The sequence below is a fragment of the Vreelandella sp. H-I2 genome (genome assembly GCF_052959335.1).
In genome coordinates this window covers 483,194-504,092 of the sequence record NZ_JBRAMC010000002.1, presented here as the reverse complement: position 1 = coordinate 504,092, position 20,899 = coordinate 483,194, and the positions used below count along the sequence as shown (strand labels likewise).

The window sequence follows — 20,899 nt, the reverse complement described above, 5'->3', positions numbered from 1 at the left end:
CGGGGTTTCGCTGTTTTTGGTGTTAAGTGGTTGGGCTGCATAATTACTGAAAGAACTGCATGAAAAACCGCCATCGGCTTAGGTAAACGCCCATCTTACCGAATTGCGCGAATGAAGGCAGCGCTTGTTACCCATACATAAAAAAAGACGTCGCAGCGTTAATAGCGTTAGCGAACAAACACCAAAAAGGGCAAGGCGCATCCGCCTTGCCCTTCACATCAAACACTAAAGAACGGCTCAATCAAACGCAGTTCTGTTACTGTTGCTGCGCTTCAGAGAGCGTCATGTTGCCATCCACTTCGCTGTACTCATTTTCCTGATAATCATTAGACGAATCTTCTATCTCATCTTCGCCATAGCTTGTGTTGACAACGAGCTGATCGTTTTCAAGTTGCATGTTATTCAAGGGTAAGGCAATGTCCGTTGCGCCAAATCCCCAAATGCCGCCTACCGAAACGATAGCAAACAAATCACCAGATTCATCATGCTTAGCGATATGCTGAACATCACCGATCTCTTCGTCTTCCTGGTTTAGCACTGTCATCCCTTCCAGGTCGCTGACTTGGCGTGACATCAGTGAGTTTTCCTGGTCGTTTTGATCAGTCTGGTTATTTTGATTGGCTTGGTTATTTTGCTCAGTTTGATCGCGCTGCTGGCGTTCCTGCTCCTGGTCATCTTGGTTTACTTCTACCTGAGCATCTTCCGCCTGCTCAACGGTCACCTCAGGTTCGCCTGTTTGCTTGACGGTCACATTGGGCTCGGCTTCCTCAACGGTGACGTTTGGCTCGGGCTGTTCAATGGTTACTTCAGGCTGGGACTGTTCCACCGTGATGTCGGGCTTATCCTGCTCTACCTCAACTTCAGCAGGCTCTTGTTCAACGTTTATATCCCTAGTTTCGTCGCTACCACTTTGTTGCTCTTGAGATTGTGCCCCTTGCTGCTGGGTCATTTGATTATTGCGATCAGTGTCACTCTGGTTCTCTTCTTGCGCCAGAACGCCGCCTGACAAACCTGCACATATTGCACCGATGGCAATCGCTAATGCTGTCCGTTTCATACAATCTCTCCTTTTTTTGGCTTACGCATAAAAGCTAGTACACCTAGGCGCCCTAAAGCAAAGTCAAAACAGAGACCTAGAAAAAGATTAATAAATATTAAAATATCAACACTTACCAATCTCAGCTAGTGTTAATGGAATCAAAGCAACTACTCAGCCTCTATAATAACCGTGTTTACTATTTAGATGGCGAGGTATAAGGAAAATACTAAAGCCTATTCGGCTAAGCATGATACCAAGGCTTCTTTCGTATTACTGAGGCGGCTTAGCCAAATTGCCATGCGTTTATCAAAGGAAACGCTTACCCGCTTGTGGGTCCGACGCATCATAATCCTGGGTATCATCAGGGTCTGAGCCACGTTCCTGGGATGTTTGGGCTTCAAAGCGTCGGGCAGCTTCAATTGCTTGAGGTTCGCTTTCATGTTGAGATATTTCCTGAGGCGCATCAGGAACAGTGACATCGATAACTCGCCATCCCGAAATAATAAGCTTATTTTCTTGCTTTTTACTTATAGGCTCAACGCGTGCGACCCGTGTCATACTTCCTCCTTCTATCTCCTGCTATGAAAGCGTATACCCTTTATATAACACTAACAAATAGCAGAACCCTTGTATTCTTACGAGTTCATACGTTCAATTTAACAACGATTGATATTTGCAGGCATCGTGCTCACATTTATAAGCAAGCGTATTTGTCTACATAGAATTGCCTATAAAAAAATTGCCGGGCTTAAGGCCCGGCAATTAGTAAATAACGCATAATGATCGTTAGTTGCCTCGATTAATAATGCCCAACACGATAAAGCTCACCAAAATCACGCCGAGAATCAAGATGACCAGTGGGAGCAGTTTATACATCTTGCTGGGTGATTTTTTGGCTTCGGGCTGAAGATGCGGCTTGGACGTTTCAAAATCCTCAGGCACCCGCTCACCGATGATGTGCTCTTTCTGTTCTTCCGGAGTTTTGCTCTCCTTAGTATCCATAAACACCTCCCGCTTTCCGGTCGAATAAAGGCGGTGCTAACCGCCTTGTGAGTAAATTAAAGATTCACGACATCAAACTTAACCTCTGGATTGACGTCGGCATCGTAATCAACATCGTCACGCTCAAACCCAAACAGTTTCAAGAATTCATGCTTATAACCAGCATAGTCGGTAATTTCGAATAAGTTATCGGTTGTCACTTCTGGCCATAGATCCTGGCACGCCTGTTGAACGTCGTCGCGCAGTTCCCAGTCATCTAAACGCAGGCGCCCGGCTTCATCAGTCGCTAATTCGCCCCGTTTTCCTTGGGCTGAGTAGAGCTGCTCACCAAACAGCCGATTCAACTGATCAATGGTGCCTTCATGTAGGCCCTGCTCTTTCATGATGCGATAAACCATGGCGATATACAGTGGCATCACTGGGATTGCCGCACTTGCCTGGGTAACGACTGATTTCAGTACTGCCACGTTGGCACCGCCGCCGCTGGCTTTTAATTTGCTGTCGATAGCCGCCGCCGCACGGTCCAGGTCTTCCTTGGCTTTGCCCAGTGCGCCGTGCCAATAGATTGGCCATGTGATTTCGGTACCGATATAGCTAAATGCAACGCTGCGCGCACCTTTTGCCAGCACGCCCGCTTGGTCGAGCGCGTCCATCCACAGCTCCCAATCCTCGCCACCCATGACGGTAATGGTGTCATCGATCTCTTGCTGGGTGGCAGGCTCAACTTCCGCTTCAATAATCGCGTCTTTATTGGTATCGATAGCGGTGGCGCGGTAGGTTTCGCCAATTGGCTTCAGGCTGGAGCGTTTTAGTTCGCCGCTGTCAGGCAGTTTACGCACTGGTGATGCTAGCGAGTAGACCACTAGATCGATTTCGCCCATGTCTTGCTTAATGAGCTCAATGGCTTTTTCACGCGCTTCATGGGAGAACGCATCGCCGTTAATCGACTTGCTATAAAGCCCCTCTTGCTTAGCAAACTTATCGAAGGCAGCACTGTTATACCAACCGGCAGTGCCGGGCTTTTTATCGGTGGCAGGCTTTTCAAAGAACACACCCAGAGTGTCGGCACCGTAGCCAAATGCCGCGGTAATTCGCGCAGCCAAGCCATAACCACTCGACGCCCCAATCACGAGCACTTTTTTTGGGCCAGCTTGTTTATCCAAACCGCGAGCGCGGGTCGCTTCAATCTGCTCACGCACGTTTTGTTCGCAGCCGACAGGATGAGTGGTGGTACAAATAAAGCCGCGCACTTTGGGTTTAATAATCACATCGAACCTCGTTATCAGATTGATTTTGCTTTTGACATCATAACCAGTGATATCGTCTTGCCATAGCAGCGTCGTATTCAGTGGGGCTATTCTAGCTGTCTCGGTGCGCCCTGTCCGCTCTTGCGCCACGCCCGCTCTTCGCTTTTGTCCATCCATGAGCGATTACCTGACCTTGAGCTTCAGGGGCTTTCGCGTCACGATAGCGATTTAAGCACCGACTTCACATTTGAGGCGTCCATGAATGCACAGCAGCTAGTAGATGAACGCGGCGATCTGTGGCTAGCGCTAGCACCGCTGTGGCTCGATCGTGAACCCAGCGAGCGGGATTACACACGTATGGTCGAGGTCGTGCAGCGCTACGATATGACCCTCCATGAGCTAGAGTGGATGTTTCGCCTTGAAATGGCTCCGGTGATGTCGCGCTATCAACTTTCGATTGCCAGCGAGTGGCGGCAATTTAACGATCGGAAGCTGATGCAGCAGTTGGTCAATCACAACCTGCGTTTAAAAGGCTGGCGACGGAAAACCTGGGCACTGTTTTCTGGCTTAACCACGATGATGGTTCGCCACCGCTGGAATGCGCTAATGAGCCGTGTTGCCGTCACACGTGGGGAACAGGTTTAGGGCGTTCTACAGACTAACGTTATGGATAGGCTTGATCTAAGGCTTTTTCCAACGCCATGCGCAGTGGTCGACCATGGTCACGAGGCCCAAAACGGGCAATGACCTTGCCATCACGGCCCACTAAAAACTTGGTGAAATTCCACTTAATGAGTTGTGTGCCCAGCAGGCCAGGTGCTTCACGCTTGAGTAACACAAACAATGAATGGGCATCTCTGCCATTGACGTTAACTTTCTCCAACAGCGGAAAACTCACCCCAAATTGCTGCTCGCCAAATTGACAGAAGTCTTTAGCACTTTCTGGAGATTGGCGGCCAAACTGATTACACGGAAAACCGAGCACAGTGAAACCACGATCCCTGTAGCGCTGATAAAGCGCTTCTAACTCGCTTAGCTGAGGGGTAAAACCGCACTGGCTGGCAACATTCACCACCAGCAGCACTTGGCCACGCAGTACGCGCAGGTTAAACGGCAGTCCTTGGTGGGTATAACAATCTTGGTCGTAAATTTGCATCACTCGGCCCCACAAAAACCCAAACGGCATAGCTATCACCATGCCACGCCTTAGCTTTTTACACCAGCGGCCCGGCGACCACCCTTAGCGCCAGCGCGATGAGTAATACACCGGTGATGCGGTTGATCCAGTGAGCACGCTGTTGCAGCCAGGGCAAAATACGGGAGTGGGAAAGCACAACGGCCACCAGCACGTACCACCCACCATCAATAATCATCGCTGTTAACACAATAATAGCTTTGGCCAACGCACTCATATCCGGCGTCACAAACTGGCTCAGTAACGCGACAAAAAACAGGATCAGCTTAGGATTACCAAGCGCAACCAGCACTCCCTCTCTAGCAGCCTGCCCCCGGTTAGTAACAATCGCATCAGGCTGAAAAGCACCCGCTCTACCGGCCCGCAGTGCTTTTACACCCAGCCATGCCAAATAGGCGGCACCGCTCCAGGTGATCAGTTGAAACAGGAGCGGAAAACCAGTGATCAGCGCCCCCAGCCCCCACACGGTCAGTAGCGCGTAAAAGCCTACGCCCAGCGTATGAAATATCGCTGCGGTTACACCGTTAAAGCGACCACCGCCTAGCGTATGGCGCAGCACCAGTGCCAAGCTTGGTCCCGGCGACATAGCGCCCATGGCACAGATTGCGGCGAGTGATAGCCATAGTGTCAACGGCATGTCTGTTTCTCCCTAAAGAGTCAATATCACATGTGGGGCTGGCAGCGAGTATACGTTAAGCCAGGCAACACGTCGGCAAGTGTCTATATAACGCTGTTAGCATGGGACGCTGTTGGGTAAAATATGCTCTTTTCACCTTCTTCAAAATCTCCGCCACCTCCACTCACTGCGAGGGGCGTTTGGATACTACAGGACGGCAACATGGGTAGGGCTTTTCAGAACCGCAAGGAATCCATGGCCAAAACGGCCGATGCAAAGACCAAGGTCTACAGCAAATATGGACGCGAAATTTACGTTTGCGCCAAGGCCGGTGGCACCGATCCTAATGGCAATCTGGCGCTACGCGGTTTAATGGAGCGGGCCAAGAAGGACCAAGTGCCTTCTCACGTTATTGATAAAGCACTCGACAAAGCCAGCGGCGCCGGTGGTGAAGATTTCTCAGCGGCGCGCTACGAGGGCTTCGGCCCCGGCAATGTCATGGTGATTGTCGATTGTCTTACCGACAACCCTAACCGTACCTTTGGCGACGTTCGCGGCTGCTTTACCAAAACCAAGAGCAAAATCGGCACCCCTGGCAGCGTTAGTCATATGTTTGACCACTGCGCCATTTTCTCCTTCGCTGGGAGCGATGAAGATGCCGTGCTCGAGGCGTTAATGGAAGCCGATGTCGATGTCACGGACATTGAGCAGGAAGGTGATCGCATCACTGTTTTTGCGCCGCATACCGATTACGCAAAAGCCAAACAGGCGCTGTTAGATGCATTCGGCGAGATAGACTTTGAAGCTGACGAGATTCAGTTTTTGCCACAAACCACCACGCCGGTGGAAGGCGACGACGTAGCCATGTTTGAAAAATTCCTCGCCATGCTTAACGAGCTGGACGACGTACAAAACGTTTATCACAGCGGTGAACTTCCGGAAACCAGCGATCACTAGTAATCATTGTTTCTGGAGTATGAGGCTCCCGCCTCCTTGTTGGCATCCAACGCCGCATCCGGTGGCAGCATGGCTGACGGCACCCCTGCCGCACTCAGCAAGGCCTTACCGCGCACGGTGAGGTCGGTAATAAACAGAAACTGCTGGCGGGGGTCCACCGGATAGGCGCGTATTCGGTAATGAGTCCCCCAGGGTTTCTCTTCGGCCACGACAATGACCGGTTGATCGAACTTGAGATAGGCACTGGTCAGCGCAACGTCGCGCAGCGCTTTGCGTACCCAGCCTGCTTCATGTTCAGGATGTAGATAAAAACTTGCTACGCACTGCAGGCTGGTGCCGCCATTATTGGCGTTGTAGACCGCGTGATCCCAAAGTTTTAAATGCGGCACGTAAACCATATCATCATCAGGCGTCTGAATATCGACGGTACGTAAGCCAACGTGTTTGACCTCACCGTAAGTCTCTTCAATTTGAACCCAATCGCCGGGGCGATAAGGCAGCTCTGTCGCCGAGACAACGCCGGCAATCAGGCTGCTAACGTAATCTTTCATGGCAAAGCCAATGGCTAAGCCCAGCGCCCCCAGCAAGGTGACCATATTGCTCAGCGACGGCTCGATAATAATCGGCACAATGATGGCCAGCGCCGTTATTAAAATCAGTAAGCGCGTCAGTGGCACCAACGCAAATATGCGAAAGCGTAGTTGGCCGTGCAAGCGAGTAGCGAGCCAGTTAAGCCCACGCTGGCTGACAATAATCAGCACAATAGTCCCGACCAGCACTATCCCTAAGGTAATCAGCGCTTGGCTATCGATTTCGTTAAACAGTCGGGCGTATTTGGATTGTTCTTCCATGGTTGCCTCCGTGGGCCAATCACGTAAAGCGGGCTAGTTAAAGAGGATCTACCAGATAATTGCGCGATTGTAGTAATTGGCGAACGCTAGCGTGGCTTAGTGGCGCAACCTGCCACCGCCCTTCGTAGCTTGAGATAATCCCTTTACGCTGCAAAGCTAACCTGGCATTAAGCGCTTCATGGTGTGAGAACGGCAGCACCTTCCCCAGCGAGTGGTCATCCAGCCCGCCATGAATCAATAACGCATGCAGCACCAACGTTGCTTTATCACCAGTATTGGTGGAAAGCTCGGCTTCAGCATGGGCATCGAACATCCATAATGCCTCTTTATCGCCAGCGGTCGGCTCACGAAGCCTCTCGCGCCAATAATGCCAAGCAATGCCGATATGACCACGGCAATGGGCGGCTAAGCGCTGCAATTCTTGATTAGGGTGTTTCTCGTTCTTGTCGCGTTTGGCTGTTGAGTCAGCAAGCACCTGTTTGCCAGTGCGAGTGCTATAGATAGGCGGAGGCTGCCCTCCATGAGCCGCGATTTCTGCGAAATAGCGGGCCAGCTGCTCTCCCTCCATCGATTGCAGCGTAAACACTGGCGCGCCGTCGATACCTATTACCTGCTGTAGGTAGGCGTAGGTCCAGCTGTCACAACCAATCACACCCTGACCCAAGCGACCGCTTAACGCGCGTTCAAGAAACTCTCGAATGCCCTGGATACCCTGCGTATGGCGTAAAAAGTAGCGCTGCAAAGCAGGGACTGCCCATTGTCGATGATGGGCACTACGCTCTACCCATTGAGTCCCGCCCTCAGCCAGTTCGCTTAGAGTGGGTGGCGGTAAGCAGGCGACACTCTGCTTCTCAGCCCAATGGAACACCACAGCATCATGACCGCTGTAAGGCGTAGTAATAAAGAAAGTTACTGGTGCTTGCAGGCTTTCAAGCTGTTGCGTTAATGCGCTCGCCGCGGGCGCCCAATCGATAGGAGGCACCAGATGCGCCAACCTTACTTCAGGTAACTTGCGCAGCTCGCTCTCATCTTTTACCTGCTGTTCAGTGTCATTTTTACCCCCCAGCCACGATGAAATAGAGCGTAACGAACGCCGCCACTGGCTTGCCTGGGTCTGCTCGGGGGTATGAAATTGATCAAGCTCGACGACCGACCACAACGGCGTGTCGGCTGATGATGACTGCTCCCCCATATACCTATCCCTGTGTCTAGAAATAAAAACACTTTAGCACGGCATTCCCAACGGCTTACCTCACAACCGAACTTATGGTCTAAAATAAAGTTGTTAATAAGCTAAAATAAAATATTAAAAGCAGTATTTAACGCACTCAATGGACGGTTGTAGCAGGCAAAAGCTAAAGGAGAAAGCGATGAGTGTTGTTCATGTCAGTGAAGAAGAGCTGCACGCCAAATTAGAAAAATGCATTGCTGGCGAGCGGTTGTTAATTGAGCACGAGGGTAATCGATTCAGCGCTCGAATTCAGCATGTCGGTTTGTTTGGTGTGAAAGTCATTCCAGAAACAGACATTAAAAACAGCCACCGCACGCCGGGTGAAGTCGAAGGGGTTACAGTCCCCTATAAGGAGATACTGGAGCTTGAAGTGAAAGGTGTGGTCTATAGCCGATTGCCGGAATAGTTCTGAGACTCGTTCTGCGCTTGCACGCCCCGCGAGCAGACCAAGGCGTGCAAGTTGACTATCGCTGATTCAGTTGGAAACCTTTATGCCAGTTGGCTTAGAACGTTAGGCATATCTTGCCAAAGTGCTGGCCGGACTCCTGATGGCGGAAAGCATCGGCGATGTCGGCAAGCGGGAACTCTCGGTCAATCACCGGGTGCATATCGAGGGTTTCCAGCGCACGGATCATTTCGATCTGGTGGCGGCGACTGCCCACGATCAAGCCTTTCAAACTCGCCTGCTTGGCCATTAACTTAGCCGTCGGTATTTCACCCTCACGACCAGTGAGGATGCCTATTAGCGCGATATGCCCACCAATTTTTATCGCATCAAAGGATTGCGGCAGCGTACCTGGCCCGCCCACTTCGACGATATGATCAACGCCTTCACCATTGGTAAGCTCTTTCACTCGCTTACCCCAATTAGGCGTCTCTTTATAGTTGATGGTGTGCTCGGCGCCCATTTCACGCAGCCGCGCCAGCTTTTCATTCGACGAAGAGGTTGCAATCACACGCGCGCCCATTAGGCGGGCAAACTGTAGGGCAAAAATAGATACCCCGCCAGTGCCCAGCACCAGCACGCTATCGCCTGCTTTAATACCACCATCAACGACCAGAGCCCGCCAAGCGGTTAAACCCGCGGTAGTAAGCGTTGCGGATTCAGCATGGCTGTACCCCTTAGGCTGATGGGTAAACCATTCGACGGGACGCACGACCTGCTCACGCGCATAGCCATCCACGCCGTCACCGGGGGTAGTACGAAAATCACCGACCCTTGCAGGGCCTTCCAGCCAATGAGGAAAGAAGGTTGAGACGACGTGATCGCCCACTGCGAACTCGCTTACGCCTTCACCCACCGCTTCAACCACACCCGCACCATCAGACATGGGAATGCGCTGGTCTTCAGTGGGAATCATGCCAGCGACCACGGCGTAGTCGTGGAAATTTAGCGAGCTGGCATGCAGGCGTACACGAATCTCACCCGCCCCTGGCTCACCAGGTCCCTCTGCCTGCTGCACCTTGAGATTATCTAGCCCGCCCGGCTGCTGCAATGTAATCACTTGCATTGGATACCTCCCTTTAAGCAGTCAATGCTACTGAATAGATGTGAACGTCACGTTAGCAGACGAGGCTTCTTCTGACACGTCCAGCCCCAGGAAACCACCAGATTGCCGCTGCCATAGGCTCGCATAGATACCCCCTTTTGCCAGGAGCTCCTGGTGCGTGCCGGTTTCAACAATGCGGCCTTCATCCACCACGATAAGTCGGTCAAGCATGGCAATGGTGGATAGACGATGCGCAATGGCAATGACCGTTTTGCCTTCCATCAGTGTATCTAACTGCTCTTGAATGGCAGCCTCCACCTCTGAATCCAACGCCGAGGTGGCCTCGTCCAATACCAAAATAGGGGCATTTTTGAGCAAGACTCTGGCAATCGCGATCCGCTGACGCTGCCCCCCAGACAGCTTAACGCCCCGCTCCCCCACGTGAGCCTCCAGCCCTCTGCGTCCTTTCGGATCGACTAACTCATTGATAAAAGTATCCGCATGCGCACGGCACACCGCGTTCCAAACGTCTTCGTCGCTGGCGTGGGGGCTACCATAACGAATATTGTCACGCAGCGAGCGATGGAGGAGCGACGTGTCCTGGGTCACCATGCCGATTTGGTGGCGCAAGGAGGTCTGGGTTACCTCAGCAATGTTCTGCCCATCAATCAAAATCCGCCCACCTTGTACGTCGTAAAAACGCAGCAACAGATTGGCCAGGGTCGATTTACCTGCACCGGAACGCCCGATCAAACCAATTTTCTCGCCGGGTGCGATGGTCAGGTTTAAACCATCAAACACGGTTTTGCTTTCGCCTTTGGCCTGTTCATAACCAAAGCGCATGGCGTCAAAACGAATTTCCCCTTTGGGCACTTGCAGCGGTTGTGCGTCTGGGGCGTCACGCACCGTTGGCTCCTGGGCAATCGTGTTCATACCATCCTGAACGGTACCAATATTCTCAAACAGGCCCGCCACTTCCCATAAGATCCAATCGGACATAAAGCGGATCCGCATGACCAGCGCAATGGCGATCGCCAAAACACCCAACGAAATAGCTTCCATGTACCAGGCGCTAATCGCCATGGCCGCTGTACCCACCAATAGCGCTGTGTTCAATAGTGTCAGCCCCACGCTCATGATGGTCACTAACCGCATTTGGCGATGAACAGTGACCATAAAGCCCTCCATCGCATCGCGGGCATAGCGCTGCTCACGCTCGGTGTCGGCAAATAGCTTGATGGTTTGGATATTGCTGTAACTATCGACCACGCGACCCGTCATTTGTGCTCGGGCGTCTGCCTGGGCCATGGAGACATCCCGCAGGCGCGGCACAAAGAAGCGCATAATCGCAAGATACCCCACTAACCACAGCCCCAACGGAATAAGCAACAATAGGTCCGCCCGACCCAACAAAAAGGCCGCACCCGTAAAATAGACAATGGCGTAGACCAGCAGCCCCATCACCTTGGTAACGGTTTCACGAATCGCCAGCGCCGTCTGCATCACTTTCTGCGACACTCGTCCGGCAAACTCGTCCTGATAAAACGCCAGGCTTTGGCTCAGCATATGGCGATGCGATAACCAGCGGCCGATCATGGGGTAGTTACCGAAAATACTTTGATGGGTGACCAATGACTGCAGGAGTACCAAGAGCGGCAAACCGATCAGTAGCAACAGCCCCAAGCCTGAAAGCCACCACCCGTTTTCTGCCCAAAAGCCAGCCCTTTCAACGTTGCCCAACCAATCAACTAGCTGGCCCATGTAGCTGAAAAATAGCACTTCGGCTGCTGATACCAGTGCCGTGAATAGCGTCATCAGCAACAGTAGCGGCAACATCGGGCGGGAGAAATGCACAATAAACGGCATTAAGCCTTTCGGCGGTGTTTTGACATCGCCTTCAGGGTAGGGATTAACCCGCGTTTCGAAGTAACGAAATAGTGGCTGTAAAACACGCGATAGCATGAGATTTCCTTGCGTTACTGGCGATGGTGTTAACGGTCTTTGACTTATTTGCTTACTAAATTTTTATGTACTTAATTTATATGTACTAAATTGTTTATGTACTAAGAAGTGGAGTGGCGCAGCAGCCAACGCGCCCAGAACGGGGCAATAATCATCAGCGTGACCATACGCAGCAGGTGATGAAAGGCAACAAATACCGGATCAATGTTGAGCGCCACTGCCAGAATCGCCATCTCGCCAATACCACCGGGGGCCAACGCCAGTAGCGCCACATCACGTCCGACACCCAACAGGTGATGAATGAGCTCGGCAAACAGCGCCAATACCAGCAGCGCTAACAGCGTCGCAACCCCCGACTGCCACAAATAACGACCCAGCAGCCTGCGAGTCATGCCTTGAAAGCGCGAACCAATGGCACTGCCCAACACCCACAGCATCACGTTCATTCCCCACCCAGGAAGAGCGAGACTAGCCATATCAAAACCAGATAATAGGGCAGCTATCAGCAGTGGCGCCAGCAGAGCTGGACTAGGAATCCGTAGCCAGCGACCTAATGGCAATATCAGCGGAATCAGCAATAGCATCCAGCCATGTTCCAAGCCGCTAGGAACAGGGTCAGCACCCCCGCCACCGCCTTCATAGGCCCAAAATAGTGGCGGAAGAAAGAGAATAACCAAAATAACGCGCAGCGATTGCGCCACCGCGATTCGCTGTGGGTCACCGCCGCATTTCTCGCCCAGCAGAATCATCGCCGTCATTGCGCCGGGGGAAGCACCAAACCAAGCGCTAACGGGGTCAAACCCGCAACGGCGATACCAAGCGGCTGCCGCAGCCGTAGAGGCGGCTACCCCTACCAGTAACAGGGCTGCAGAAACCGGCCAATCCAATACGCGATGGGCCAACTGCGGCGTCACTTGGCTACCCAGCACCATGCCCATTACCGCTAAAAACACATTACGCAGCGGCTCTGGTATCGCGACCTTCACGCCTTGGGACGAGACCAACAGGTTGGCGATTAAGGGCCCAAGCATCCAGGCAAGCGGCAAACCGGTCAGTTGGAACAGCGCCCCGCCCAACGCACCAACACCCAGCGATGTTGCCAACGCTTTTGTGTTCCCAGCCATGCTTTCTGAACGGCATCCCTTCACGCTTGCTCCTCGCCTTAGTCGTGACCATAGGCGGCTGCCCATGACCATTAACCTGCTAAGGATATCGATTTGCGCAGCGCAAGGCTATCGTATGGCCTACTCAGTAAGGCTGCGGAATCTCGCCGTCGTCATCATCGTCACGCAGTCGCGCCTGGCGTTCGGCTTCTTCCTCTTTGGCATCGTCGATGACTTCCATCAGTTCATCGACGTTAGCAATATGAGTGTCGGCATCGAAGTGGCCGGTAAGCTTGCTATCCGGATGCAGTTCGCCAGTTTCATACAGCGCCCACATCTCTCTGCCATATTCGGTATTCAGTAGCTTGGGCGCGAACTGTCCGAAGTAGTTGCGCATGTTATCCACATCTCGATACAGCATCGCTGCAGCACTGTTGTTGCCTGCGGCATCAACGGCCTGGGGTAAATCGATAATCACTGGACCGGAGGCATCTACCAGCACGTTAAATTCCGACAAATCGCCGTGAATTAACCCTGCGCACAACATGCGTACCACATCTTGAATGACTTTGGCGTAGTAAGTCTCGGCTTGTTCGGGCGTTAACGTCACTTCGTCCAGACGCGGCGCTACATTGCCCTCAGCATCACTGATCATTTCCATCAGCAGTACGCCATCGACAAAGCCGTGAGGCTCGGGCACGCGCACGCCGGCCGAAGCAAGACGATAGAGCGCATCGACTTCGGCATTGAGCCACGCCTGCTCTTGCTCTTTTTGGCCGTAGCGGGTTTTCTTGGCCATCGCCCGGGCGCGACGGCTATTGCGCTCTTTTCGACCCTCTTGATACTGAACGGCCTGTTTAAAGCTTCGCTGCTTGGCCTCTTTAAATACCTTGGCACAGCGTACTTCTTCCCCGCAGCGCACCACGTAAACCTGCGCCTCTTTACCACTCATTAGCTGCACTAGCACCTCGTCGATCATTCCATCATCAACAAGAGGCTGTAATCGTTTAGGGATTTTCATGGTTAGCTGCGTCGGCTCCTCTTTGGTACGCGTTCAATAACGGATACGGCGAACACGGAAAGCTCGTCCTTTTAATTTATCACGCTCAAGCTTGGCCTGAGCCTGCTGAATCACATCACGCTCAATGGCCACATAGGCACTGCGTGCCAGCACTTTAATTTTACCTACTTGCTCACCGCGCAACCCACCTTCGCTGGTTAGCGCGCCAAGAATATCGCCGGGGCGCAGTTTATCTTTCTTGCCACCGGCTAACTGCAGCGTCGCCATCGGCGGCTCAAACGGCGCTGACTGCTTGGGTTTAGGCAAAGGCTCAGTGGCAATCGGTTGCTCCAGCAACCCTTCTAGCCGCTCCAGGCGATAACTTTCCTTGGGGGTCACTAGCGTGCAGGCTATACCACTGGCCCCGGCGCGCCCAGTGCGCCCCACCCGGTGTACGTGAACATCAAGCTCGCGGGCAATTTGGTAATTGAATACCGCGTCCAACTGGGCGATATCCAAGCCGCGCGCGGCAACGTCTGTGGCCACCAGAATAGAAGCACTCTGGTTCGAAAACAGAATCAGAATGCGATCGCGATCTTTCTGCTCTAAATCGCCATTGAGTGCCACGGCGCTAAACCCAGCATCCGTTAGTTGCTCAGCCACGGCCTGGGTTTCGCGCTTGGTGTTACAGAACACCACGCTGGTAGCGGGTCGATAGAACAGCAGTAGCTGGCGCAATGCATCAAAACGCGCCTCTTCATTGGCAACGTTATAAAAGTGCTGTTGAATCGTAGTAGCGTCGTGCACCTCGGCAATTTTCACCATCACCGGCTCACGCATCACGCCCCGCGTCATTTCGGTTAGCCCGCCCGACGTTTGCTCATCGGGAAAAGTCGCACTGAACAGCAGCGTTTGGCGGTTAGCCGGCGTCTCGGCAATGATGTCATCGATGGTTGCCTGGAAGCCCATATCCAGCATGCGGTCAGCTTCATCCAACACCAGCATCGTAAGCGATTCCAGAGTCAGCGACCCTTTGCGCAAATGCTCATCAATACGCCCTGGCGTGCCTACCACAATGTGCGCGCCGTGCTCTAAAGAACCAAGCTGCGGCCCAAAGGGAGCACCGCCGCAAAGGGTGAGTATTTTGACATTGGCCATGCCACGGGCTAAACGGCGCAGCTCTTCCGCCACTTGGTCAGCGAGCTCCCGGGTGGGACAAAGCACCAAGCCTTGCACCGCAAAGCTCTCTACTTTCAATTTAGCCAACAGCGCCAAACCAAACGCCGCCGTTTTGCCTGAGCCAGTTTTCGCCTGCGCCAGCACATCGCGCCCGGCTAGCATGGGCGGTAAGCTTTCCGCCTGTACTGGCGACATTTCATGATAGCCAAGGGACGCAAGGTTGCTCAGCAGAACGTTCGGCAACGCTAACGAGGAGAAAGAGGAGTCAGACACGATATTACCTTGCTTGGGCCGCAGATGGACGGCCATCGGAAACACAGCGTGCGCCCCCTGGAGGGCAAGAGACGCACAAACGTTACGGCACCATACCAGAAAGTGCCTCTGCCTGCGCCGCCATCACAGCAAGATCACATTGCCAGCGGCACAAAAGTGGCTTGGCTCAGGGTAGCTAGATCCCTAGGCGAGAGCTCGATCTCTAACCCGCGCCGCCCGGCACTGACATAAATATTGGCAAAGCTTGCTGCTGAGTTATCGATAAAGGTCGCCAGACGCCTCTTTTGCCCCAGCGGGCTAACGCCGCCCAGCACATAACCGGTGGTGCGCTCTACTTCCGATGGTTCCGCCATCGTTGCTTTCTTGGCGCCGGCAGCCTTGGCGATCTGCTTTAAACCCAGCTGGCAGCTCACCGGTACAATGCCTACTACCAACTGCTTGTCATCCAACTTTACCACTAAGGTTTTAAATACCTGAGGGGCGGCTACGCCCAGTTTCTCCGCCGCTTCCAGTCCATAGGAATGGGCGGCGGCTTCGTGTTCATACTCATGTAGCTGAAAGGCAATCCCTGCATGTTTGGCGCTATTAATAGCCGGTGTCATGTCGCTCTCTTGGTTGATGGCATTGTGACTATAGATAGTAACTAAAGATTATCCTGTGAGGCGCACGGCGCCCTTTAGGTTAATAGCGCGATAGGCAAAAGAAAGTCAACCGATTGCAACGAGTAGAAGGTTTGATTGATGCTTCTGGAAAGCTGTGCGCCAGCGACTACGCTAAATAGTACGATGTTTAACAGTACAATGTTCAATAGCGCAATGCTCAATAGCGCAGTCGATAAATGGAAGCTAACCGAAAGGAGTCCAGCGATGCCAGCAAAATCTAAAGCGCAACAGAAAGCGGCGGGTGCGGCACTTTCCGCTAAGCGCGGCGAAACCAAGCCCAGTGAACTTTATGGTTCGTCTAAAGAAATGTATGACTCGATGAGCGAGGAGGAGTTAGAAGACTTTGCGAGTACCAAGCGCAAAAGCAAGCCGGAAAAAAAACAGGATTAACTATCCTTTATGATAACAAAACCGCTAGCTTCCAATATGCTGGCGGTTTTCTATCGCTCGGCGGCTTCGAGGCAGAACAAGCCGGTACTTTCAACCGTTGCATTACGATTGGTTGGACACTTGCCGTCAATACGCATTACGCCTGGAATGAACAGCTCGCCAATCTTTTTTCTTAAGCTTCATCCAGCGACGAGCGTCAGGCTGGTGACAGGACGAAGGTTAAGCCGCTTACAGCGTTGCTCCACACTATCCACAATTTCTTGCGCATCATTAAATTGTTGCTTGTCGAGCTGAATATCGACCATCAGGAAACTGCCCACCTGGGCCAGGCGAACATCGTCAGCGGTAACATCAAAATCGGCAACATCTTCAACGACATCTTGCCTCACGCTAGTGCAAGACCCACCAAACATAAGCTCGCGCAGCGCGCCCTTCACCATACGAATAGGCATAGGCAGGAAATAGCCAGCGATTATTAGCACCATTATCGGGTCGGCAAACCGCGCATAGCTTGCCCAGGGAGACTGGGTTAGCAACCAGGTCAAGCCAAACCCCAACATAACAGCGGCACTCAGCCAGGTATCCATCTGCCACTGACGCAATTCGGCTGCCAATAGGGAGGAACGTGCTACGCGGGCATAGCGAGCCAGCCACCACCAAGTCAACAGGCAGCCTGTTACATTCACCACACCAAACATTAGCGCCAAATCCAGCGTCACTAGACGGCCACCATCAAGCAGGCTCCACAGCGCTGATACCAGCGATACAACACATACCATAGCGATCACTACGCCTTTGAGCAGCACCGCGAGCGGTTCCACTGTCAGCCGCCCAAAGGGGTAGTGATCATCTGCAGGTTTACGTGCCTGCTGAAGCGCAAACAAGGATAACGATGCCAGTACCAAGCTCAACAGCGAATAACCACTGTCAAAAAGAATCGTTATGGAACCGCTGGTCAGCCCTAGCGCTAACCCGGTAAACGCAAACAGGCTGGCTGAAATGGCTGAAAATCTTAGCGCACGGCGCTCGGCTACAAAGGGGGTCACGCGGATAACTCCATCACATTAGACTGATTATGCGCCATAATAGTGGAGAGTTATGACAACCTCGAATCGCTCAGCGCTGAATAAGTTGGCGCTCAAAAAATAAACTGAGACGACTATGCGTGCCGAACAGGTTCAGGCCTTTATTGATGTTACCGAGCATGGCTCCTTTGCCGCCGCTGCACGACATACCGGCCTTAAGCGGAGCACTCTGAGTGCCGCCGTTAATGCACTGGAAGATAGCCTGGGCGTGGCATTATTTGAGCGCTCCGGCAACAGTCTGACACTCACCGCCGTAGGCGATAGCGTACTACCGGACTGCTATCGCCTGCTGACTAGCGTTAGCCGTATCAAAAAGCACTGTCACCAGCACCTCCAAGGTGTTGAAAGCCAGCTTGGAGTTGCCCGCGATGACGCCTTGCCCGAAGTGTTTTGGCGACAGGTGATGCATGATTTAAAGCAGCAGTTCCCGTTAACGGCTATTTCCGTCTACCTCGTGCCACCACAGGAACACAGTCAGTTTGTCCAGCGTCAAACGGTGGATATTGCCTTTGGTCTTTATACTGCTGAAGGCATCGACGCCAACGCTGCTAATCTTGCCGCTGTCAGTATGCGTTTAGTAGCGGCGCCCCGTCACCCGCTTAGCCGACTTCCCAGCGTTACCCGTGACGACTTAGCCCAATACACCCAAGTGTGTTTAACCCATGTGCAGGATGACAAGCTGATTAGTGAAGCGCTGTTTTCAGGCAATTATCTGGGGCTGACAATGTTCGAAGTGATTCGAGATGCCGTGATTAACGCAACCGGCTGGGCGCTATTGCCTTACCCGCTGGTTAAAGGCGCTCTGGAAGCAGGCACCTTATGCACGCTAAATCACGACCTCGCGCTAGACAGCCACTATTACCGATATGTAGAGAGCGATAACCGCGGCGTGGTGGCCACTGCCCTGTTGAACAAGGTAGCGCACTTTTTGGCAGTGTTGCATTAAATGGCCCAGAGCAACTGTCATAACGTTGAAATCATTTTATTGGAAAAAAACGCTAAAGCCTTCCACGCTATTAAAAAGTGCTAAATAAGGAGGTGCCAGGACACGCCACGTAAGGAACACAGGCAAGTGTCATCTGGGCGTCATATGCACCTGCCAGTGTCGAAGTTGCCGTCAACCAAGGAGTGATTCCAACGATGGTACGACTCGATAAGAAAGCCACTCGGCTGTATGTATTGGACACCAACGTCCTCATTCATGACCCCGCCGCGCTTTATCACTTTGATGAGCACGATGTTGTTATCCCCATGACGGTGCTGGAGGAGCTTGATAAGCACAAAAATGGTGTTCGTGAAATCGCTCGCACGGCCCGCCAAATAAGCCGTACACTCTCTGACCTTACTAGCCAAGTCACCTTTGATGAAATCCAACGCGGTATTCCCATTCCCCGTATCAGTGGCGAAACAGGACGCCTGCACTTCTTATGCTATAACGACTTAAAACTTTTCGATGCCCTCGATGACAGCCCTGACAACCGCATACTGGCGGAGACCTGCCGCCTTCGCGAAGAGCGTCCCGACGCCTCCGTCATCCTAATCACCAAAGATATTAACCTTCGCGTTAAAGCAGCCGCACTTAAAGTACCGGTCGAGGATTACCTCAACGACCGCGCCTTCTCTGATAGTGATGCAATGATTGAAGGTGCCCAGGTCTACGCCACTGCAGGCCAGGATGGTAAGTCGCTATGGGAGGCTCTGAATGTTGACGTTACAGTTGAACGCGTTGGCCATCACACGTTCTATCAACTCACAGGCAATATGCCCCGCCAATGGCACGTTGGCATGCTGGTTTCGGATAGCGAAAACGGTGCCGAGTTCGAGGCAATCGTTCGTGAGCTGGGTCCTTCCTCGGCCCGCCTTCAACTACTAACCAACTATCGTCATCATGCAGGTGTTTGGGGCGTCCACGCCCACGACAGCCGGCAAAACTTTACCTTAAATCTACTCATGGACCCTGATATTGATCTGGTGACCATTGCGGGTAATGCAGGGACGGGTAAAACCTTCATGACACTGGCCGCCGCCTTCCTGCAAACGCTGGACGCCAAGCTGTTTGAGCGCATTGTGTTTACCCGCGCGCCGATCCCCATGGGCGAAGACATTGGCTTTTTACCCGGCACCGAGGAGGAGAAAATGTCACCGTGGATGGGCGCCTTCCACGACAATATGGATAACCTGCTGCGCAACGAGGAGGGAGAATCAAGCTGGGATAACGGCGCCACGCGGCAATTGATTGGTTCGCGGGTACAAATACGCTCGCCGAGCTTTATGCGTGGCCGCACCCTAAACGACACTTTCTTAATCATTGATGAGGCGCAAAACTTCACCCCCAAACAGCTCAAATCGCTGGTCACCCGGGCGGGCCGCAATACCAAAATTGTCTGTCTGGGTAACGTTGGTCAGATCGATACGCCGTACCTAACCGCAAACACCTGCGGCATGGCAGCAGTGGTCGAGCGTTTTCGTGACTGGCCCCACGCGGGGCATATCACTCTGAAGAGCGTAGAGCGCTCACGCTTAGCGTTAGCGGCGGAAGAACTACTTTAACCCCATCATCTCTCACCGCTGGTTTAGGGTGGGAGATAATCTAACGCCATTAAGTATAAAGCTGATGTTGGATTACTCTTTATCGGCGTCTTCCGCTCCGCCTTTCCAATTGCGGGGAGCACCTATGGTATCTGCCGCAAAGGCTTCGCGCTCACCTAATGGGCGCGTTTCCCCAATGGTGGTATCGTTGTAGGTTTGACGCTCCATCTCGCAGTTCACTTCCGCTCCCAGCAGAACCACAAAGGCGGAAAGCCAAAACCAGATCATGAGCGCAACCACGGCGCCCAATGAGCCGTAGAGCTCGCTAAAACTAGAGAAATAACGCACATAAAGCGAAAGCCCACCGGAGCTTAACAACCACATTACCGTTGCCAGTAGCGTGCCATAGCTTAACCAACTCCACTGAGCCGAACGCCGATAAGGCGCGTAGCGGTAAAGCAGCGCGATCAGAACACTCATCAACAATAACAGCGCAGGCCATCTCATCCACTTAAGGACTTGATCCAACGGTGAGGTAATCGCCAAAATGTCGACCAATACCGGCACAATGGCAATGAACCCTAACGAGACCAGGGTCATAAAAATCAAGCCAAAGGTCAGTGCCGTTAATAATATCGTGCGGTAAAGGAGCTTACGTTGTTCGCTTTCGCCATAGACCACGTTGAGGCCGATAACCAACACCCCCACGCCTTTTGAGGCAATATACATGGCTATTAATAGCCCGGCCAGGGCACCAAGAAAGCTACCTGACTTAGCGCTTTCAACCACTTGCTGAGCTTGTTGATCAATCAATTGGGCGGCATCCGGGGGCATAAAGCGACTGATTTCATAGAGTTGCTGACCCGCCTCATAGGGATCAAACAGCAGCCCCCAGAGTGAAATTACCGCCGCTATGGTAGGAAACAGTGCCAACAAGGCATAGAAGGCTACCCCAGCAGCCAGCATGGTAATACGGTCACGACGGGCGGCACGTATCACACGCCAGGAAATATCCTTCCAGCCGCACTTGGGTATTTCGCCGGGTGCCTCTGCATGGCGGCCTCGAGTAGGTTTACGCATAATACCGT

At 52.7% G+C, this 20,899-nt stretch carries 22 protein-coding genes; 6 read left to right on the top strand and 16 right to left on the bottom strand.

The genetic code is table 11. The features are described from left to right. Positions 1-256: 256 nt before the first annotated feature. The 4 genes from ACUVOF_RS06870 to fabV all read right to left on the bottom strand — a co-directional run bounded on the left by ACUVOF_RS06870 (position 257) and on the right by fabV (position 3,309). On the bottom strand, positions 257-1,057 hold the full coding sequence (locus ACUVOF_RS06870; protein ID WP_447043624.1) for a PRC-barrel domain-containing protein: 801 nt from the start codon (positions 1,055-1,057) through the stop codon (positions 257-259). A gap of 288 nt (positions 1,058-1,345) precedes the next feature. Further along, positions 1,346-1,597 carry a hypothetical protein gene (locus ACUVOF_RS06865; protein ID WP_447043623.1) on the bottom strand — a complete coding sequence of 84 codons (252 nt, stop codon included), beginning with the start codon at positions 1,595-1,597 and terminating at the stop codon, positions 1,346-1,348. A 228-nt stretch (positions 1,598-1,825) separates the two neighbouring features. Then, positions 1,826-2,041, bottom strand: coding sequence for a hypothetical protein (locus ACUVOF_RS06860; RefSeq protein WP_113269894.1), 216 nt, complete (start codon positions 2,039-2,041; stop codon positions 1,826-1,828). Between the two features lie 56 nt (positions 2,042-2,097). After that, complete coding sequence (gene fabV / locus ACUVOF_RS06855) at positions 2,098-3,309, bottom strand: enoyl-ACP reductase FabV (RefSeq protein ID WP_447043795.1); 1,212 nt, start codon at positions 3,307-3,309, stop codon at positions 2,098-2,100. 237 nt (positions 3,310-3,546) lie between these two features. On the opposite strand from fabV, the gene ACUVOF_RS06850 reads away from it, so the two are divergent. After that, the gene (locus ACUVOF_RS06850; RefSeq protein WP_113269893.1) at positions 3,547-3,933 is read left to right on the top strand and encodes a DUF7079 family protein; all 387 of its coding nucleotides are present in this window, start codon (positions 3,547-3,549) and stop codon (positions 3,931-3,933) included. Between the two features lie 19 nt (positions 3,934-3,952). Here ACUVOF_RS06850 and ACUVOF_RS06845 read toward each other — a convergent pair whose 3' ends face one another. Both ACUVOF_RS06845 and ACUVOF_RS06840 read right to left on the bottom strand, forming a co-directional pair. After that, on the bottom strand, positions 3,953-4,444 hold the full coding sequence (locus ACUVOF_RS06845; RefSeq protein ID WP_113270068.1) for a glutathione peroxidase: 492 nt from the start codon (positions 4,442-4,444) through the stop codon (positions 3,953-3,955). A 58-nt stretch (positions 4,445-4,502) separates the two neighbouring features. Further along, entirely contained in the window at positions 4,503-5,120 is a 618-nt protein-coding gene (locus tag ACUVOF_RS06840) for a LysE family translocator (RefSeq protein ID WP_447043622.1), read from the bottom strand. A 201-nt stretch (positions 5,121-5,321) separates the two neighbouring features. On the opposite strand from ACUVOF_RS06840, the gene ACUVOF_RS06835 reads away from it, so the two are divergent. Beyond that, positions 5,322-6,056, top strand: a complete 735-nt coding sequence (locus ACUVOF_RS06835; protein ID WP_113269891.1) for a YebC/PmpR family DNA-binding transcriptional regulator — start codon at positions 5,322-5,324, stop codon at positions 6,054-6,056. Here ACUVOF_RS06835 and ACUVOF_RS06830 read toward each other — a convergent pair. Both ACUVOF_RS06830 and ACUVOF_RS06825 read right to left on the bottom strand, forming a co-directional pair. Continuing rightward, positions 6,053-6,907, bottom strand: a complete 855-nt coding sequence (locus ACUVOF_RS06830; RefSeq protein WP_447043621.1) for a mechanosensitive ion channel family protein — start codon at positions 6,905-6,907, stop codon at positions 6,053-6,055. The two genes, ACUVOF_RS06835 and ACUVOF_RS06830, sit on opposite strands and share 4 nt — an antisense overlap. 37 nt (positions 6,908-6,944) lie before the next feature. Further along, entirely contained in the window at positions 6,945-8,099 is a 1,155-nt protein-coding gene (locus ACUVOF_RS06825; RefSeq protein ID WP_447043620.1) for a hypothetical protein, read from the bottom strand. A 178-nt stretch (positions 8,100-8,277) separates the two neighbouring features. Here ACUVOF_RS06825 and ACUVOF_RS06820 point away from each other — a divergent pair, with 178 nt between their 5' ends. Continuing rightward, entirely contained in the window at positions 8,278-8,544 is a 267-nt protein-coding gene (locus ACUVOF_RS06820) for a hypothetical protein (RefSeq protein ID WP_447043619.1), read from the top strand. A 97-nt stretch (positions 8,545-8,641) separates the two neighbouring features. Here ACUVOF_RS06820 and ACUVOF_RS06815 read toward each other — a convergent pair whose 3' ends face one another. The 6 genes from ACUVOF_RS06815 to ybaK all read right to left on the bottom strand — a co-directional run bounded on the left by ACUVOF_RS06815 (position 8,642) and on the right by ybaK (position 15,747). Continuing rightward, positions 8,642-9,649: a zinc-dependent alcohol dehydrogenase family protein gene (locus ACUVOF_RS06815; RefSeq protein ID WP_447043618.1), complete on the bottom strand. Its 1,008-nt coding sequence runs from the start codon at positions 9,647-9,649 to the stop codon at positions 8,642-8,644. Positions 9,650-9,676: 27 nt separating this feature from the next. After that, positions 9,677-11,590: an ABC transporter ATP-binding protein gene (locus ACUVOF_RS06810; RefSeq protein WP_447043617.1), complete on the bottom strand. Its 1,914-nt coding sequence runs from the start codon at positions 11,588-11,590 to the stop codon at positions 9,677-9,679. A 101-nt stretch (positions 11,591-11,691) separates the two neighbouring features. After that, positions 11,692-12,714 carry an AbrB family transcriptional regulator gene (locus ACUVOF_RS06805; protein WP_447043616.1) on the bottom strand — a complete coding sequence of 341 codons (1,023 nt, stop codon included), beginning with the start codon at positions 12,712-12,714 and terminating at the stop codon, positions 11,692-11,694. A gap of 124 nt (positions 12,715-12,838) precedes the next feature. Next, positions 12,839-13,714, bottom strand: coding sequence for a PA4780 family RIO1-like protein kinase (locus ACUVOF_RS06800; protein WP_447043615.1), 876 nt, complete (start codon positions 13,712-13,714; stop codon positions 12,839-12,841). 33 nt (positions 13,715-13,747) lie between these two features. Then, on the bottom strand, positions 13,748-15,181 hold the full coding sequence (dbpA, locus tag ACUVOF_RS06795) for an ATP-dependent RNA helicase DbpA (protein ID WP_447043794.1): 1,434 nt from the start codon (positions 15,179-15,181) through the stop codon (positions 13,748-13,750). 98 nt (positions 15,182-15,279) lie between these two features. Then, positions 15,280-15,747, bottom strand: a complete 468-nt coding sequence (ybaK, locus tag ACUVOF_RS06790; RefSeq protein ID WP_447043614.1) for a Cys-tRNA(Pro) deacylase — start codon at positions 15,745-15,747, stop codon at positions 15,280-15,282. 264 nt (positions 15,748-16,011) lie between these two features. Here ybaK and ACUVOF_RS06785 point away from each other — a divergent pair, with 264 nt between their 5' ends. After that, positions 16,012-16,197 carry a DUF3008 family protein gene (locus ACUVOF_RS06785; protein WP_447043613.1) on the top strand — a complete coding sequence of 62 codons (186 nt, stop codon included), beginning with the start codon at positions 16,012-16,014 and terminating at the stop codon, positions 16,195-16,197. A gap of 179 nt (positions 16,198-16,376) precedes the next feature. On the opposite strand, the gene ACUVOF_RS06780 is transcribed toward ACUVOF_RS06785, so the two are convergent. Beyond that, positions 16,377-17,243, bottom strand: coding sequence for a cation diffusion facilitator family transporter (locus ACUVOF_RS06780; RefSeq protein ID WP_447043612.1), 867 nt, complete (start codon positions 17,241-17,243; stop codon positions 16,377-16,379). A gap of 115 nt (positions 17,244-17,358) precedes the next feature. Here ACUVOF_RS06780 and ACUVOF_RS06775 point away from each other — a divergent pair, with 115 nt between their 5' ends. Further along, positions 17,359-18,228 carry a LysR family transcriptional regulator gene (locus ACUVOF_RS06775; protein ID WP_447043611.1) on the top strand — a complete coding sequence of 290 codons (870 nt, stop codon included), beginning with the start codon at positions 17,359-17,361 and terminating at the stop codon, positions 18,226-18,228. Positions 18,229-18,422: 194 nt separating this feature from the next. After that, the gene (locus tag ACUVOF_RS06770; RefSeq protein ID WP_447043610.1) at positions 18,423-19,832 is read left to right on the top strand and encodes a PhoH family protein; all 1,410 of its coding nucleotides are present in this window, start codon (positions 18,423-18,425) and stop codon (positions 19,830-19,832) included. Between the two features lie 72 nt (positions 19,833-19,904). Here ACUVOF_RS06770 and ACUVOF_RS06765 read toward each other — a convergent pair whose 3' ends face one another. Then, on the bottom strand, positions 19,905-20,891 hold the full coding sequence (locus tag ACUVOF_RS06765) for a YihY/virulence factor BrkB family protein (protein ID WP_113271109.1): 987 nt from the start codon (positions 20,889-20,891) through the stop codon (positions 19,905-19,907). Between the last annotated feature and the right edge of the window lie 8 nt (positions 20,892-20,899).